The following is a 16,307-nucleotide window of genomic DNA, read 5'->3' on the forward strand; positions in this document are numbered from 1 at the left end:
TTTAGCTGATACTTTTTGCATTCATCGATATATTTTTTGAAGCCTTTTTATGCAGCCATTCATAAATAATCGGAATGATAATAAAGCTGTTGATGGTCGAAGTGACCATACCGCCAATCACGACAATGCCGAGTGTCTGCGATATAACGGTATCGGCATTATGAGAAAATGCCAATGGCAATAATGTAAGTACAGTTGCTGCTGCTGTCATCAAGATTGGTCTAATCCTTGAAAGGCTGCCATTCAATACCGCTTCCTCAACAGGCATGCCCTCTTTTCGATTTCTTTCGATTTTGTCAATTAACACAATACCATTGGTTACCACTATACCTGTAAGCATGAGAATTCCAATCAATGCTGCTAGATTCCATTCACCATGGAATAAAATTAACGCGATAACCACGCCGCTTAATGCCAGCGGAATGCTTAATAGCACTGATAATGGAGCTCTCCAGCCTTTGAAAATGGATGAAGTAATCAGTAATACTAAAAGGATAGAAAATGCTACTGCAACAGACATATCAAAAATCATGTCTTTTACTTGCTCAGAGATTCCTCCCAATGAGTACGTTACATCGCTAGGAAGTTTCATGCTGCTTAGAGCTTTCTCTGCTTGGCTTGACACTTTACCAATATCATTGGATGTAATCTGTGCTGTCACCAGAGAGAATGGCTGACCATCCCGTTCGCTAATAGTTGATGGGGACTGGTCTTTCGAGATTTTAGCGATTTGGTCAAATCGGACCACTTCACCATTATTCCCGCTAAACGTTTCAGCAGCAAGAGATGCTAAAACATCATCAGCAGAAGCCTCTAATGTAATATTTGAGTTGTCACCTGAAGCAATTTGATCTAAAAATTGGTCCACAGGAAGGGCCTTATGATCCACCATAATTGTAGCATCCTTCGATGCAGACATATAACGATTTACAACGGTCAAAATGTCCGCCACTTTAACCCCCTTATCCTGAATTGCCTTTTGGTCAAACGTCACCTTGTACTTAGGAGCACCGTTTGTTAAATCAACTTTTCCATCGACACTCAAGTCTGCAATTTTCGATAGGTTTGTTCGTGCTTCCTGCGCTACCTGATCCAATGTCGCTTGGTCGGAACCAGTGAACAAAATACGCATTTGTGAATCATCACCAGAAATGTTCTGGCTTGTTACTGTATAAGTTACATCTTTCGCTAAGGTCGGAAGCTGTTTTTGCAGCTCTTTAATGACGGAATCTGCATCCTTGTCGTTCTTCAAAACAACTGAAAGGTTAGCAACATTCGGATAGGTGATAAAGCCGCCGCCTTGGTCAAACACGTCGTCACTTTGAGGTGTCATGGTTGAACCAAAATTGGCAGAATAGGCATCCACCTTTGGATTTTCTTTTAATGTTTTTTCAATTTTTTGCACTTCAGAATCTACCTGGATTAAGGTGCTTCCTTTAGGTAATTCTGCTTTTATGGCAATTTGTCCGATTTTTCCACTAGGCAATAGACTTACCGGAAGGAACGCAGAATAGATGCCGGCACCTAAAAAGACTAAGATCGAAACAATAATCATCGCTTTTTTGTGCTTGAATGCAGATTGTAAAATTGGTTTCATTTTCGAATCGAGTTTGACCGTTTGTTTTTCTCCGTTTCCGCCTTTCCATCCCATAAACGCAAGAGCAGGAATGACAAGCATGGCAACAAAGAATGAAATGACGAGTGCAATCACGACAGACCAAGCGAATCCGCTGTATGATGCACTAATGACGCCGCCAACAAAGGCGATTGGTATATAGACTGCAATAGTCGTTAAGGTAGAGCCTAAAATCGCTGGAATCATTTCAACAACAGATGAAGCAAGAATGGAAAGCAACGGTTTATCTTTCGATTCTTCCCGTTTCCGATACATGTTGTCTAAGATAACAATCGAATCATCGACAATACGTCCCATCGCTACGATCAAACCGGAAACCGTTAGGATGTTTAACGTGATACCCATTGACTTTAAAAAAGCCGTTGTCGCTAATAAGGAAATTGGTAGTGAAATAGCTATTAATAAAGTTGATCTTACATTTCGGAAAAAGAAGAACACACAGATCATCGAGAATAAACAGCCAAGCAAACCTTCTCGAATTAAACCGAAAAGAGAACTGTTTAATTCTTTTTCCCTATCAAGTAAAACTTGGAATGAAACATCTTTTGGATTTACTGTATCCAAGTGAAGATGAGAAACACGGTCTTTAACTTGTTCAGCAACATCAGTAATATTGGCCGATGGTGTTTTAATCACATTTAAAGTAACACTTGGCGCTCCATTTGTTCTTGAGACAGTCTTTACGTCATTTAAGGAATGTGTAATGGTACCGAATGCCGATACAGGAATGACTTTTCCTTCCTTATTCTTAATTGTTGCGTTTTCCATTTGCTGCTCGGTTAATGGTAAACCATCAAAGGAAACTGGAATTGATAATTGGTTGTTTACAATATTCCCTTGCGGCATCGATGGAACAGCCATAGCAAACGATTTATTCACATCATCTAATGTTAATCCATTTTTCACAAGGTCTTTCATGCGGACAGTTAATACATATCCATCTTTTGCTCCCCCGATTGCGGATACATCCGCTACTCCAGGAACGGATTTTAATTGTTTGATTATTTCCTGTGTTGCAGTGGAACGAAGTGTTTGTTCATCCAATTTTGAACTTGTTACACTGTAAGTCAAAATTGGAAATGAGCTTGTTGTTAATCGAGTCACGGAAGGAGTGCTTGTAAGCGTTGACGGAAGGTCGGCATTGGCCAAGGCTTTATTTACTTGGTCCTCGGCTAGCTTCATATCTGTATTCATCGGAAAATACAAACTCATAAATATGCCGCCGTCATATGAAGTGGTTTCGACATTGGACAAACCATCCACGGTTTTGACGGCACTTGCAAGGTTATCAGTAACCTGTTGTTTCACCTGAGCCGCTTGATAACCAGGTACTCTCATACTAACTGAAAGGGTGGTGTTATTAATCCCAGGTAAATAATCTCTTTGCATCTGGTAAGCAGAAATACCTCCCCAGGACAAGATTATGGCAACACACACAATCATAAGAATGGCTCTTTGCATGGTTGCCTCTACTAACTTTTTCATTGTTTTTCCTCCCATTACTCCATATATGATATAACCCAAAACATGATCGTTTCTGCTGTGAATTCATGAATGGACTTACAATAAAATTGGGCACTTCAAAGTATATAAAACGAACCTGTTTGTTCACTTAATAAAAGATTAATATTTCATTAAGATGGAAAAATCATTTTAAGAATAACGGAAGAATATATAGAAAAAGCTAAATAAATGGGGGATTTAAAAGTCAGGGGGGACAACCTTGTTCAAACATTTAATAAAAGCGATTCCTAATTTATTTACACTAGGAAATTTATTGTGCGGTGTTCTTTCTATAACCTTGAATATGAGTGGCTTTATCGAAGCTGCCGCCATTTTTATCTTTTTTTCAGCTGTTTTTGATCTTCTTGACGGAAGGATTGCGAGGAAATTAAAAGTGAACAGTGAATTGGGCGTAGAACTGGACTCCTTGGCCGATATTGTGAGTTTTGGGGTTGCCCCTGCTCTTTTATTCCATTCAATTGCTGCACCATCTATATTAACTTCTTTGGCATTTATCCTTTTTCCGATGATGGGGGCATTAAGATTAGCCAGGTTTAGCGTCAAGCCAACGATCGGCTATTTTAAAGGACTGCCCATTCCAGCGGCCGGCCTGCCACTGGCTGGTATGGGATTCTTCTCATATAGCAATGCATGGATTACGTTAATCCTAGCCCTCTTAATGGTAAGTCCAATTAGAGTTAAAAAAATTTAATTAAATTTTCCTTTTTAAAAAAGCTAGGAACCTTCATATTCATAGCTTTTTTATTTTATCCATTCGCCTTTTTGTTTTCTTAATAAAGGATTAAGAATTCATTAATATAGTAAATATATGGATTTATCGTGCTACATTGTTTTTAGAACGATAGTTGATCCTTTTGTTTTTCTTTTTATAAATTTTGGAGGCATGTATATGTCACATTTAATTACTTTATTTGAACAGCATAGTTATCTGATACTATTTATGGGGATTTTTCTAGAATTAATGGCTCTGCCTATTTCAGGCGAATTTTTAATGAGCTATGCTGGCTATTTTGTCTATCAGGGAAAAATGAATTATATTTTAGCACTTCTGACAGTTTTTTTATCGGGTGGCGCAGGAATAACCGCAACGTACTGGATTGGAAAAGCGGGAGGATATAAACTTATAGAAAAATACGGGAAATATATTCATCTTGGACCTGAGCGGTATAAAAAAACAGCTGCTTGGTTTGAACGGTATGGTAGTAAATTGTTGATTTTTGCCTATTTTATACCTGGAATTAGGCATTTCACTGGTTATATATCCGGGATTTCAAAAATGCCGTTTAAAAAATTCATCATTCCTGCTTACTTAGGGTCTTTTTTATGGGGTCTTTGCTTTATTACTTTAGGAAAGGTCTTGGGGCCCCGCTGGGAGGTTTTTCATCACGCGGCAAGTAAATACTTCGTTATCTTTATCATTGTTTTGGCTGTATTGTTAGCAGGCTATTTGGTATATCGTTATTATAAAAATCAAATTAAGGACTTTCTTATTCATTTCATACAGGGGTTATTGAGTTATCTAAAAACCGTTAGAAAGACGGAAATCTTTCTTATTTTCCTCACTTTCGTTTTAATAGGTATGGTGACCTTGATGCTGGGAATGGCTCAAGACTATTTATATGGTGAGTTTAGTCAGTTCAATGAAATTACTGAATATATGGTTGAATCTGCAATTTATAGGAACTGGATGAAAGCTTTTCTTGTTTTCCAATTTCCATATGCCTTCGGTGCTATTATCGGAATTACCATCATCCGCATTTGGAGAAAAGGAAAGAACAGGGTACTTGAGTTTCTATTACTTTTTGTTCCTATTTTAGGGGCAAGGTTGTTTCATGAATCAGTCCTTCAGCTTTTTTCCTTTCTTGAATCAATCGGGTTTGTAGGGAAAATTCATTCAAGTAATTTTCCTGATTTACTGAGTACTTTAACAATTATCATTTATGGGACTTGCTTATTTTTGCTCGTCCGTCATTCGAAAAATAATTTTATACATCTCTTTGGTTCTCTATTTGGTGTAATCTTATTAATAGAAATTGCGATAGCAAATATAGCTTCAACGGAAGTACTTCCAAGCGACATTGCTGGAGGATATGTATATGGTGGAGTCTGGATCTTTTTTAACTTCTTGATGTTTGAAATGTTCCGGCTTGTATTGGAAAAAAATTAAGTTAATAAAAGTCTTTGGAAGGGCGAAGGTTTCGTGAAAACACATATTTTAGTCATTGAGGATGAGACGCAAATTGCTCGTGTCTTAAAGATGGAGCTTGAGTATGAAGGGTATCAGGTAACAGTTGAACACACTGGGAAGGCAGGATTAGAAACGGCCTTACAAACAGAAACTGATTTAATTTTATTGGATGTCATGCTGCCAGAGCTAAGCGGAATGGAAGTATTAAGGAGATTTAGAAGGGAAAACACAGTCACCCCTGTCATTCTTTTGACAGCACGGAATTCAACTTTTGACAAAGTATCAGGGCTAGATCATGGTGCTAATGATTATGTCACAAAGCCTTTTGAAATTGAAGAACTCCTAGCCCGTATTCGCGCGTGTCTGCGGAATCGCCCGAATGGGGAAAAATCTCAATTGATTGTAGAGGATCTTATTATCAATAAGGAATCAAGAGAAGTGAAAAGGGACGGAAAACCCATTTCATTAACACCGAAGGAATATGATTTCTTGGTCTATTTAGTCATGAATAAAAATAAGGTCGTCACACGTGAGAACATCATCCTTAATGTATGGGGCTATGAATACGAGGGAGAGACCAACGTAATCGATGTTTTTATCAGACATCTGCGAAAAAAGGTTGACGAGGGCTTTTCTGTCCCGTTAATTACAACAGTCAGAGGGATTGGTTTTACGATAAAGGAGAAAACGGATGAAGATCACGACAAAAATTAACCTTTTAACAACTGCCTGGATGCTTTGCATTTTAATACTCGTTAATGTTGTCGTCTTCTTCTTATTTATGAAAACAACCATCAATATGGAAGAGGATATGCTTTTTCAAAAAGCTGCAGATATCGAAAAACAGATTGATAACAGCCAATCCCCTCGTGGTATTGAGGACAAATTAAAAGGATTTTTATCAGAATACTCCTATATCCGAATCATCGGTCCCGGGAACAAAATCATCTACGAAGTTTCGAATGATAAGGTATTATCCACAAAGATTAAAGGGAGATATGCAGAAAATCAACAGTCCCAAACTTATTTAATTTCTGGGAAAAATGGAGAAGAGCAAGTATTGGTTGTGCATTTTCCAATTCATACTGGTAAACAATTTAAAGAAAGTCTGGAAATTGGAGAACGATTACAGGGTTTAGAAGCAAGGAAAGAGATTCTTAGAGCAATTTTAATATTTAGTACTATCCTAGCTGCTATAATATCCTTACTCGGAGGAAGATGGCTGTCGAATATGATCATGAGGCCGATTTCCAATATGATTACTACCATGGAGGAAATTGAAAAGAGTGGTGTTCCGAAGACTATCACCATTCAAAATAGGGCAAAAGATGAGCTGCAAACTTTGGCTAAAACATTTAATCGAATGATAGATAGACTTCAAGAGAACTTAGCAAAGCAATCGCAGTTTATTTCTGATGCCTCTCATGAATTAAAAACCCCGTTAACGGTCATTAAAAGCTATGCAAATCTACTGAGAAGGCACGGGCTTGAAAATAAAGAAATGGCTGACGAAGCCATTCAAGCTATTCATTCTGAGGCAACTAGGATACAAAAAATGACAGATACTTTTTTAGACTTAGCCACTCTTGAACGAGAATCAGAATTAGAAATCCATGAAGTAAACCTGGTTTCTTTATGCCAAAATATTTTGAAGCAACTAAAACAAGTATATAAACGAGAAATAACCTTGGAATATGATACGTCTTCTCTCATTGTTCATGCAGATGAATTAAAGCTCAAACAGGTTATTATCATTTTGCTAGACAATGCCATGAAATACAGTCAGGAAAAAATTGAGGTTTTCTTAGAGCAGAAAGAACAATTTGCCATTATTCGTGTAAAAGATTATGGGATTGGAATCCCGCAGGAGGAGATCCATAATATTTTTGAGCGGTTTTACCGAGTGGATAAAGCGAGGAGCAGAGAAACCGGGGGGACTGGATTGGGTCTGCATATCGCCAAAAGTATTATGAAATTGCACAAAGGTGAAATAGAAATAGAGAGCAATGAAGGATCGGGGACTACTGTAAAATTACTTTTGCCTAAATGAAGCAGAATTTCACGCAACTAACACTAATATTAACACTGTGGAAATCATTCTTTCTGAAAGATTATTTTTTAAAAGACGAGGTAGTTTTGCTTTTGAATCTTACCGACTTGCTATATAATGGGAGTAACATGTTCACTAAATTGTCAAAATTCCATTTGAGTATATAGCAAAAATTTATCGGGGGGATTAGAAATGATTAGGGCGGCAGTTGCTGGTGTTGTTGGTTTCATTTTAATTTTTATTGAGTCCATGATTGTCATGAAGTTTAAAGGCTACGCTACTATTGAATTCGGCGGCCTTAAACCGTTCATTAACGTTTGGGCGATGAATTTCTTCGTTGTTTTTGCCATCCTGACACAGGTTACAAATTGGTACGTTAGCAGACAGAGTTTCAAGGAAGATAACAGCTATTAATCTACAAGAACAAACACCTCCATCTCAAGGCTGAGATAGAGGTGTTTTTGGTTATGCAGTGCGTTTAACCGGATCATTTGCTTTTAAAACTGTTTTGCGGAAGAAAGGAACAACCCAGCGGTCTAAACCGATGCGGCCTGCGTTGTAGCCTGCAGCTAAGATAATCACGCCAAGGAAAATGTCAGTAGGAATGTGAGATACGGTTCCAGCAAGGAAGAACGCAAAGTTCATGACTAAGGCAAAGAATGCAGCAGCAGTTGTCAAGCAGCCTAACATTAATCCTAAGCCGACTAAAACTTCTCCCCAAGGAACGATAAAGTTAAAGATATCAACGTTAGGAAGGGCGAAGCCTTTTAAGAATTCAACATACCAGCCATAAACAACCGCCCCATCCGGACCTTTTACAGGATTGGCAGTAACTCCTTTTAAAAATCCTGCTGCATCAAATCCTCCAGTTAATTTATGAAAACCGGCAGTGAACCAAGAATATCCGAGATATAAACGTAAGACGGTTAAAATTCCAGCGGCGATCTTGTTTTCTCTCAACCAATTTGCAAACATTTGAAACATCTCCTTAAAAGGTTTATATAAGTTTTAAATAATTTCTACACTGTAAATATAGCAAATTTAATTTGAACTGAGAGCTCTTTGTTCGCTAATTCACATATTCGTAAAAAAGCTTTGAACAATTTGTTACATGACATTTTATTTAGTTAAGCGTTTTGTCTAATGGGTTCTTTTCCTTTGAAAACAGCCTTACGGAAGAAAGGAACAACCCAGCGGTCTAAACCAAAGTGTCCTGCATTGTAGCCTGCAATAAGAATAATCATGCCAAGGAAAATGTCAGTCGGAATGTGAGATACAGTTCCGGCAAGGAAGAACGCAAAGTTCATGACTAAAGCAAAGAATGCAGCGGCAGTTGTTAAGCAGCCTAACATTAATCCTAAGCCGACTAAAGTTTCTCCCCAAGGAACGATAAAGTTGAAGATATCGACGTTTGGAATGGCGAAGCCTTTTAAGAATTCAACATACCAGCCATACACAACGGCACCATCCGGACCTTTTACAGGGTTCGCAGTTACTCCTTTTAAAAATCCAGCAGCATCAAAGCCTCCAGTCAATTTATGAAAACCTGCGGTAAACCAAGAATACCCAAGATATAAACGTAAGACAGTTAAAATACCAGCAGCAATTTTGTTTTCTCTTAACCAACGAGCAAACATTTGAAACATCTCCTTAAAAGATTTATATAAGTTTTAAATAATTACTACACTGTAAATATAGCAAATTTAGTTTGAATCGAGGGCTTTTTGTTCACTAATTCACATATTCGTAAAAAAGCTTTGAACAATTTGTTACATACTGGAAGGGAAGATACTGTAGGAAATTTTTTCAAAAAACGACTTGATAAAACTAATGTTATTAGTTAAAATAAAACTAACGATAATAGTTAAGGGGTTGGTCAAAATGAGAATGATCCAAAAGGGATATTTGTATCAGGTAACGTTTATGGCGAATGTGTTTCCAGTAAATTGCTATTTGGTGGAAGAAGAGGACGGTTTAACACTAATTGATGCGGCTTTAGGGTTTGTTGCAAAGGGAATATTGCAGGCAGCCGAGAGAATTGGTAAACCTATTACAAAGATTGTCTTAACCCATGCCCATGAGGATCATGTTGGAGCACTGGATTTGTTAAAGGAAAGACTGCCAGATGCATCTGTTTATATTTCGGTGAGGGATAACCGATTAATGAACGGCGACCGCTCCCTGGATTCTCATGAGGATCAGACCCCGATAAAAGGCGGTGTCCCTAAGAAATTGAAAACAAGAGCCAATGTTTTATTGAAGGAAGGGGATATCGTTGGATCGTTAAAAGCCTTCGAATCGCCAGGTCACACTCCTGGGTCTATGTCCTTTTTAGATATGAGGACCCAAGCCTTAGTGGCAGGGGATGCATTCCAAACAAGAGGCGGCATAGCGATTGCGGGGGATTTCAGACCATTTTTTCCATTCCCGGCCTTCGGGACATGGAGCAAACAAACCGCGTTAACAAGCGCCAGGAAATTAGCCGCAGTGAATCCAAGTTTGCTTGCCATCGGCCATGGGGAAATGGTGGAAAACCCTGCAGAGGCTATGAAGATGGCTATCAATAAAATGGAAAAGAAATTACGCAAAAAGGAGAAATAAAATGGCTAGACCGAAAGTTGGACTTGAATTAACCGAAATTCTGGAAGTGGCGGGGGAGCTTGCCGACCAATATGGTCTTCAGGAAGTTACCTTGGCAAACCTGGCGAAAGAGCTAAATATCCGCCCGCCGTCTCTTTATAATCATTTTGATGGCCTCCCGGGACTAAGGAAAAAGCTAGCCATATATGGGCTCAATCTGTTGTATGACGAATTAGCCCCAGCGGCTATCGGGGTGTCTGGAGCAGAAGCGCTGCTAGCGATTAGCAAGGCTTATGTGGGGTTTGCCAGAACGCATCCAGGAATCTATGAGGCCACCTTAATGGCACCGGACCCGGAGGATGTTGACGTTCAGCAGGCGGGTGCCAAAATAGTCGATCTTTCCGTCCGGGTTTTGCAGGCCTATAAGCTAGAGGGCGACATGGCTCTGCATGCCGTGAGGGGGCTGCGCAGCATCCTCCATGGATTCTCCTCCCTTGAGCAAAGAGGTGGATTCAAAATGGCTTTGGACTTGGATAAGAGTTTGGAGATCATCATAACGGCGTTTATCGAGGGAATCCGGAAGGGCCGATAAACAGAAAAAACTCATCAAAACACGATTACTCTGCTGTTTTGGGGAGTTTTTTCGTTTATGAAGCCGCATGGCTTTCATTTCCGATGCATTTTGAATTGCAAAAATAGCTCATTATAGTAGGCCAAGTTCTTCTTGCCAAGGTTTTCATAGACTTCCAGCTTCTTTGTCAGTTCAGGTGACGGGTAGAACCGTTTATCATTGACAACATCTTTTGGCAGAAATTTAAGGGCCGCTTTATTTGGCGTCGAGTAGCCGACATATTCGGTGTTTTGCGCGGCAACTTTTGGGTCAAGCATGAAATTAATGAACTTTTGCGCACCATCGATATTTTTTGCTGTTTTTGGAATGACCATGTTATCAAACCACAAGTTGGACCCTTCCTTTGGGACAACATAATCCAAGTGCTCATTTTCTGACATAATTTCTGAAGCGTCTCCAGACCATACCAACCCAATCGAGGCTTCTTCATTGGCCATGAGCATCTTGATTTCATCACCGACAATCGCCTTGACATTAGGGGTTAATGTATCAAGTTTATTTTTTGCTTCCAGCAGGTGTTCCTTGTTCGTGTCATTAAGAGAATATCCCAGGCTGTTCAGCCCCATCCCCATTACCTCGCGGGCACCGTCAATTAATAGGATTTCATTTTTTAAATCGGGGGCCCAAAGGTCATTCCAGCTGGTTATTTTCTTTCCGTTAAGCTTGCTTGGATTATAGACGATTCCGACGGTTCCCCAAAAATATGGAACTGAATATTGATTGTCGGGATCAAATGGGAGGTCCATAAACCGTTTATCAATATTCTTTAAATTTGGAAGCTTGGTATAATCTAATGGAATCAGCAAATTCTCATGGCGCATTTTGTCAATCGTATACTCAGAAGGAACAGCAACATCATAAGTAGTGCCGCCCTGCTGGATTTTGGTCATCATCGCCTCATTTGAATCAAACGTTTCATAGATGACTTTAATGCCTGTTTCTTTTTCAAATTTCTTAATCAGCGCGGGGTCAATATAATCCCCCCAGTTATAGACAGTTAAAGTGTTCCCGCCTGAATAGCCTTGTGAGGAATTCAAGCTGGATATGGCAATTAAAATCAGGGCGGAGGAAACGGCGATAACCAGGAAAAATCTAACCAGATTTTTCATCGTTTACGCACCCCCGCTCCGTTTACTTTATTGTTTTGGACAATAAAGTAATAGATGACTACCAGTATCATCGTAAATAGGAATAGCAAAGCCGACAACGCATTGATGCTTAAGGAAATTCCGCGGCGGGCCAATGAATAAATTTCAACCGACAGCGTTGAGAACCCATTGCCGGTAACAAAAAATGTCACAGCAAAGTCGTCGAAGGAATACGTTAGCGCCATGAAAAAACCTGCCAAAATGCCAGGAGAAATATAAGGGATGATTACCTTTGTCATGACATCCCAGTGATTTGCCCCAAGGTCGCGCGCCGCATCAATCAAAGACGGGCTCATTTCCATTAACTTTGGCAGCACCATTAAAACCACAATCGGAATGCAAAAGGCGATATGCGATAAAAGTACCGAATAAAAACCGAGCTTGATTCCTGCTGTGGTAAATAAAATTAAAAAAGAGGCTCCAATAATTACATCCGGGCTGACAATCAGGACATTGTTCATTGCCAATAATGTATGTTTCGTTTGCTTTCTTTTTGCGATATAAATGGCCAAAGCTCCGATTATGCCGATGATGGTCGAAAATAATGCCGACAATAGGGCAACGACAACAGTATTCAGCACAATAATTAACAGTCTTGTATCACCAAACAGTTCCCGGTACCAATCCAAGGTAAAGCCTTCAAAGTTATACATCGTTTCTCCGCTGTTAAAGGAGTAAAAGACGAGAAAAAAGATGGGTGCATAAAGGACGAAAAAAATAATGGCCAAAAATAGCCTAGAAAATGGCGATATTCTTCTTTCCAAGTTACACACCTCGCTTTCGAGTATTGGTCATAACCATAATCAAAAACATAGCAATGATTAAAAAGACTGCGATTGTTGAGCCCATCCCCCAGTCCTGGGTGACCAGAAAGTGCTGCTCAATGGCTGTGCCAAGTGTGATGACACGATTCCCTGCGATTAATCTGGTCAGCATAAACAGGGAAAGTGCCGGTATAAACGTCACCTGACAGCCGGATTTCACCCCGTCAATCGTTAATGGGAAAATAACCCTTCGAAAGGTTGTCCACTTTGAGGCTCCCAAGTCATTGGCAGCATCAATCAAGGCAGGGTTCAATTCGTCTAGAGCGTTAAAAATGGGCAATATCATAAAAGGAATAAAGATATAAACCGATACAAACACAAAGCTGAAGTCGGTAAATAAAATTTGCTTCTGGCCAATCCCGATGATTTTTAAAAAGCTGTTGGCTGCACCGTATGTCCCAAAAATGCCAAGAAAGGCATAAGCTTTTAATAAAAGGTTGATCCAGGACGGCACAATGATTAACAGCAGCCACAATTGCTTGTGCTTTGTTTTCGTCAAAAGGTAAGCGACCGGATACGAAATCAACAGTGTAATGGCCGTAATTAAAAATGCATACCAAAATGAACTAAAGGTCATTTTTAAATAGACGGGCGTAAAAAATTTCTGATAGTTCGTGAGTGAAAAATGACCTTCAATATCAAAAAATGAATAGTAAAGGACTAACAAAATAGGACCAACGACAAACAGAATAATCCAAAGATAATAAGGGATTTTAAATAAATTGCCGGTCAGCTTCCTATCCATGGCGGTTCCCACCCGTATAAGTTTCCAAGCGCCTGTCGAACTCTTCCTCCGTTTCGCCTGGCTTCATGATATGAATGGCTTCCGGGTCAAAATGGAGTCCAATTTCAGCTCCGACCATCGCCTTTTTCGTCGAATGGACAAGCCACTCATTCCTGTCTTTATCATAGCAGCTAATCTCATAATGAACGCCGCGGAACAGCTGGGAATCGACTAGGACCTTCAGTTTGCCTCGCTCGACGGTCGTAATCTCAAGGTCCTCAGGCCGAATGACTATTTCCACCTGCTCTCCCTCACGAAAGCCCTTGTCGACACAGTCAAATTCAGTGCCCCCGAATTCTACCAGATAATCTCTAATCATTTTTCCGGTTACAATATTAGACTCCCCGATAAAGTCGGCAACAAAGCGATTAACCGGTTCATCATAAATATCTGTCGGCGTTCCGCTTTGTTGAATTTTCCCTTTGTTAAGAACAAAGATTTCATCGGACATGGCCAGTGCTTCTTCCTGGTCGTGGGTGACAAATATAAACGTAATCCCTAATCGCTGCTGCAGTTCGCGGAGCTCATATTGCATTTCGGTGCGCAGCTTTAAATCGAGGGCAGAAAGAGGCTCATCAAGCAGGATGACTTCCGGTTCGTTAACAATCGCCCGAGCGATGGCAACACGCTGCTTTTGTCCCCCGGACATCTCACGTATCTCCCGGTTTTCGAACCCGCTGAGATTGACAAAGCTCAGCGCTTCCTTTACTTTGGCTTGGATTACCTCCTTTTTTAGTTTCTTGATGCGCAGACCAAATGCCACATTTTCAAACACATTTAAATGAGGGAACAGAGCATAATCCTGAAATACGGTATTAACCTGCCGTTTATTGGCAGGAATATTATTGATTTTTTTTTCTTTAAAATAGATCTCACCTTTGCTTGGCTCAATAAATCCAGCTATTAATCTTAATATGGTTGTTTTACCGCAGCCGGATGGGCCAAGAAGTGTATAAAATTTCCCCTGCTCAATCTCGAAACTTACATCATCAAGTACAGGCGGATCCTGATCATATTGCTTTGTTACATTTTTGAATTGGATAATGGAAGTATTTGTCATGGTAGACACCCCCCTTAGAAAGTAGGTTTTGGGAACAATTATACCGTTAATGGGTAAAAATTCAATGTTAGTTTGATTTTATGTCTGTGTGGAAGAAGTTGGATGCTTTTTGATGTGCGTTAATGGTCAAGCCTTTGTTATAATGAAATCAATATTTGATTAAAAGGATGAGATTGCTGTGCAAAAACAATTAGGATTGGTGCTGGATGTAGAAACGACAGGTTTAGGGCCAACAACGGATGAGGTTATTGAACTGGCTCTAAAGTTATTTTCCTATTCAACCGAAACCGGTGAAATAATCGAGGTTTTGGAGGAAGATTCCTTTTTAAGAGAACCCCTTTCAGGTTCGGCTCGCCGGAACTATGACAGGGCATTCCGGGTTCATGGCATCCCATTTGACATGGTTCAGGGAAAGAGCTTTTATGATGTGAAGATTAAAACATATTTTCATCGTGCTGATTCTGTTTTTGCACATAATGCTTCCTTTGACCGCAGTTTCCTTTACCACATGTATCCGGAAGTGAATGACTTGCAGTGGTTTTGCACAATGAGGAATGTGCCTTGGAAACAGTACGGCTTTCCAAATGGTAAGCTGCTTACCCTTTTGGAAGCCCATGAAATCACAAACTATCAAACACATAGAGCGATGGATGATATTACATACCTAATGGAACTGCTTAAGCGGACAAGTCCAAAAGGCAATCTATATCTTCAAGAAGTTCTTGAATTCGGACCGATGAGAAAGTATCAGCCGGCTGCATCAAGAGCGAAGATGGGGTAGTTGTATCCTATTGGCGCCCAAACTATAAAAAAATCAAGTGTAACGGTCAGGCGCCAGAGCTTTAGAAAAAACGCATCGGTAATCCGGTGCGTTTTTTCTACCCATTAATAATCGTCCCTCCATTAACATGAATCATTTGTCCACTCATATAAGACGAATCCTCTGAGGCTAAGAAAACATAGCTTGCCGCCAGTTCATAAGGCTGTCCCGCACGTCCCATTGGAGTATCTGATCCGAAAGTGGCGACCTGGTCTGCCGTAAAGGTCGATGGAATGAGCGGAGTCCAGATTGGACCAGGGGCAACCCCGTTTACTCGGATTCCCTGCTTCGCTAATGAAAGGGACAACGAACGAGTATAGGTGACTATCGCTCCTTTTGTGGCCGAGTAATCGAGCAATTGTTCATTTCCATGGTAGGCTGTTATGGAAGCCGTATTTATGATTGATGCCCCTTTCTTTAAAAAAGGAAGAGTCATTTTCGTCATATAAAAATAGGAGAAAATATTGGTCCTGAATGTTTTTTCCAGCTGTGCTGAAGTGATATTTAAAATACTTGGCTGCGGGTGCTGCTCCGCCCCGTTGTTGACCAAAATATCCAATCTCCCGAACTCATCAATTGTTTTCTTCACAACCTCTTTGCAATAGTCCTCATTGCCAATATCGCCAGAAAAGAGAAGGCATCTTCGTCCTTCAGCTTCTATGATTCCTTTGGTTTCCTCAGCATCCTGATGTTCTTCTAGGTATACAATTGCTACATCTGCACCCTCTTTAGCAAAATAAATCGCAACTGATTTTCCAATTCCGCTGTCACCGCCAGTAATAATCGCGGTTTTTCCGGATAATTTTCCGGCTGGCTTATAGTTGGAATCAATGGAAATCGGCTTTGGGTTCATTTCACTCTCAGTTCCCGGCTGATGGTTCTGATGCTGTGGCGGAAACGTCTGCTTTTTTTTGCTTTTATTGCTGCTCATTTTCTAACCCTCCATTAATTTTCATCTCTCGTTAGTTTTAGAAAAATGAGGAAAATTTATGATGGGAAAAGGGAACGAATGTAATAGGGTTGTTGATTGGGGCTTCATTGAAGATATTGACAATCAAACAA

The 16,307-nt window shown here is 40.0% G+C and carries 16 protein-coding genes; 8 read left to right on the plus strand and 8 right to left on the minus strand.

Features of this window, described 5'->3' with window-relative positions; translation table 11 throughout:
• Window position 1: 1 nt before the first annotated feature.
• Window positions 2-3,121: an efflux RND transporter permease subunit gene (locus QNN06_RS06190; protein ID WP_284037257.1), complete on the minus strand. Its 3,120-nt coding sequence runs from the start codon at window positions 3,119-3,121 to the stop codon at window positions 2-4.
• Between the two features lie 238 nt (window positions 3,122-3,359).
• Between QNN06_RS06190 and pssA the strand changes: the two genes are divergently transcribed.
• From pssA to QNN06_RS06215, 5 genes are all read left to right on the plus strand, one after another.
• Window positions 3,360-3,851 (plus strand): CDP-diacylglycerol--serine O-phosphatidyltransferase, encoded by a 492-nt coding sequence (gene pssA / locus QNN06_RS06195; RefSeq protein WP_213118294.1) that lies wholly within the window; start codon window positions 3,360-3,362, stop codon window positions 3,849-3,851.
• A 198-nt stretch (window positions 3,852-4,049) separates the two neighbouring features.
• Window positions 4,050-5,327, plus strand: coding sequence for a DedA family protein (locus tag QNN06_RS06200; protein ID WP_284037258.1), 1,278 nt, complete (start codon window positions 4,050-4,052; stop codon window positions 5,325-5,327).
• A 33-nt stretch (window positions 5,328-5,360) separates the two neighbouring features.
• Window positions 5,361-6,062 (plus strand): response regulator transcription factor, encoded by a 702-nt coding sequence (locus tag QNN06_RS06205; protein ID WP_213118292.1) that lies wholly within the window; start codon window positions 5,361-5,363, stop codon window positions 6,060-6,062.
• A complete protein-coding gene (locus QNN06_RS06210) occupies window positions 6,040-7,398 on the plus strand; it encodes a sensor histidine kinase (RefSeq protein WP_284037259.1) in 1,359 nt (452 codons plus the stop codon). Before QNN06_RS06205 ends, QNN06_RS06210 begins: the two co-directional genes overlap by 23 nt.
• A 192-nt stretch (window positions 7,399-7,590) precedes the next feature.
• The gene (locus tag QNN06_RS06215) at window positions 7,591-7,812 is read left to right on the plus strand and encodes a hypothetical protein (protein ID WP_217035268.1); all 222 of its coding nucleotides are present in this window, start codon (window positions 7,591-7,593) and stop codon (window positions 7,810-7,812) included.
• Window positions 7,813-7,863: 51 nt separating this feature from the next.
• Here QNN06_RS06215 and QNN06_RS06220 read toward each other — a convergent pair whose 3' ends face one another.
• Window positions 7,864-8,373: a DoxX family protein gene (locus QNN06_RS06220; protein ID WP_213118289.1), complete on the minus strand. Its 510-nt coding sequence runs from the start codon at window positions 8,371-8,373 to the stop codon at window positions 7,864-7,866.
• A 152-nt stretch (window positions 8,374-8,525) separates the two neighbouring features.
• Complete coding sequence (locus QNN06_RS06225; protein ID WP_217035270.1) at window positions 8,526-9,035, minus strand: DoxX family protein; 510 nt, start codon at window positions 9,033-9,035, stop codon at window positions 8,526-8,528.
• A 244-nt stretch (window positions 9,036-9,279) separates the two neighbouring features.
• Between QNN06_RS06225 and QNN06_RS06230 the strand changes: the two genes are divergently transcribed.
• Complete coding sequence (locus tag QNN06_RS06230; protein ID WP_284037260.1) at window positions 9,280-9,999, plus strand: MBL fold metallo-hydrolase; 720 nt, start codon at window positions 9,280-9,282, stop codon at window positions 9,997-9,999.
• Window position 10,000: 1 nt separating this feature from the next.
• Complete coding sequence (locus tag QNN06_RS06235) at window positions 10,001-10,570, plus strand: TetR/AcrR family transcriptional regulator (RefSeq protein ID WP_213118286.1); 570 nt, start codon at window positions 10,001-10,003, stop codon at window positions 10,568-10,570.
• Between the two features lie 74 nt (window positions 10,571-10,644).
• Here QNN06_RS06235 and QNN06_RS06240 read toward each other — a convergent pair whose 3' ends face one another.
• The 4 genes from QNN06_RS06240 to QNN06_RS06255 are packed head-to-tail and all read right to left on the minus strand — an operon-like array spanning window position 10,645 to window position 14,425.
• Window positions 10,645-11,718: an ABC transporter substrate-binding protein gene (locus tag QNN06_RS06240; protein WP_213118285.1), complete on the minus strand. Its 1,074-nt coding sequence runs from the start codon at window positions 11,716-11,718 to the stop codon at window positions 10,645-10,647.
• The gene (locus QNN06_RS06245) at window positions 11,715-12,521 is read right to left on the minus strand and encodes an ABC transporter permease (RefSeq protein WP_284037261.1); all 807 of its coding nucleotides are present in this window, start codon (window positions 12,519-12,521) and stop codon (window positions 11,715-11,717) included. Before QNN06_RS06245 ends, QNN06_RS06240 begins: the two co-directional genes overlap by 4 nt.
• Before the next feature lies 1 nt (window position 12,522).
• The gene (locus tag QNN06_RS06250) at window positions 12,523-13,326 is read right to left on the minus strand and encodes an ABC transporter permease (protein ID WP_213118283.1); all 804 of its coding nucleotides are present in this window, start codon (window positions 13,324-13,326) and stop codon (window positions 12,523-12,525) included.
• Window positions 13,319-14,425, minus strand: coding sequence for an ABC transporter ATP-binding protein (locus tag QNN06_RS06255; RefSeq protein ID WP_217035284.1), 1,107 nt, complete (start codon window positions 14,423-14,425; stop codon window positions 13,319-13,321). Before QNN06_RS06255 ends, QNN06_RS06250 begins: the two co-directional genes overlap by 8 nt.
• A gap of 178 nt (window positions 14,426-14,603) precedes the next feature.
• On the opposite strand from QNN06_RS06255, the gene QNN06_RS06260 reads away from it, so the two are divergent.
• Window positions 14,604-15,206 carry an exonuclease domain-containing protein gene (locus QNN06_RS06260; protein ID WP_284037262.1) on the plus strand — a complete coding sequence of 201 codons (603 nt, stop codon included), beginning with the start codon at window positions 14,604-14,606 and terminating at the stop codon, window positions 15,204-15,206.
• Window positions 15,207-15,303: 97 nt separating this feature from the next.
• On the opposite strand, the gene QNN06_RS06265 is transcribed toward QNN06_RS06260, so the two are convergent.
• Entirely contained in the window at window positions 15,304-16,176 is an 873-nt protein-coding gene (locus tag QNN06_RS06265) for an SDR family oxidoreductase (RefSeq protein ID WP_284037263.1), read from the minus strand.
• Window positions 16,177-16,307 lie beyond the last annotated feature (131 nt).

Origin of the sequence: Neobacillus sp. 114 (assembly GCF_030127045.1) — a bacterium.
In the GTDB taxonomy this organism is placed as follows: Bacteria; Bacillota; Bacilli; order Bacillales; family Cytobacillaceae; genus Neobacillus; species Neobacillus rhizophilus.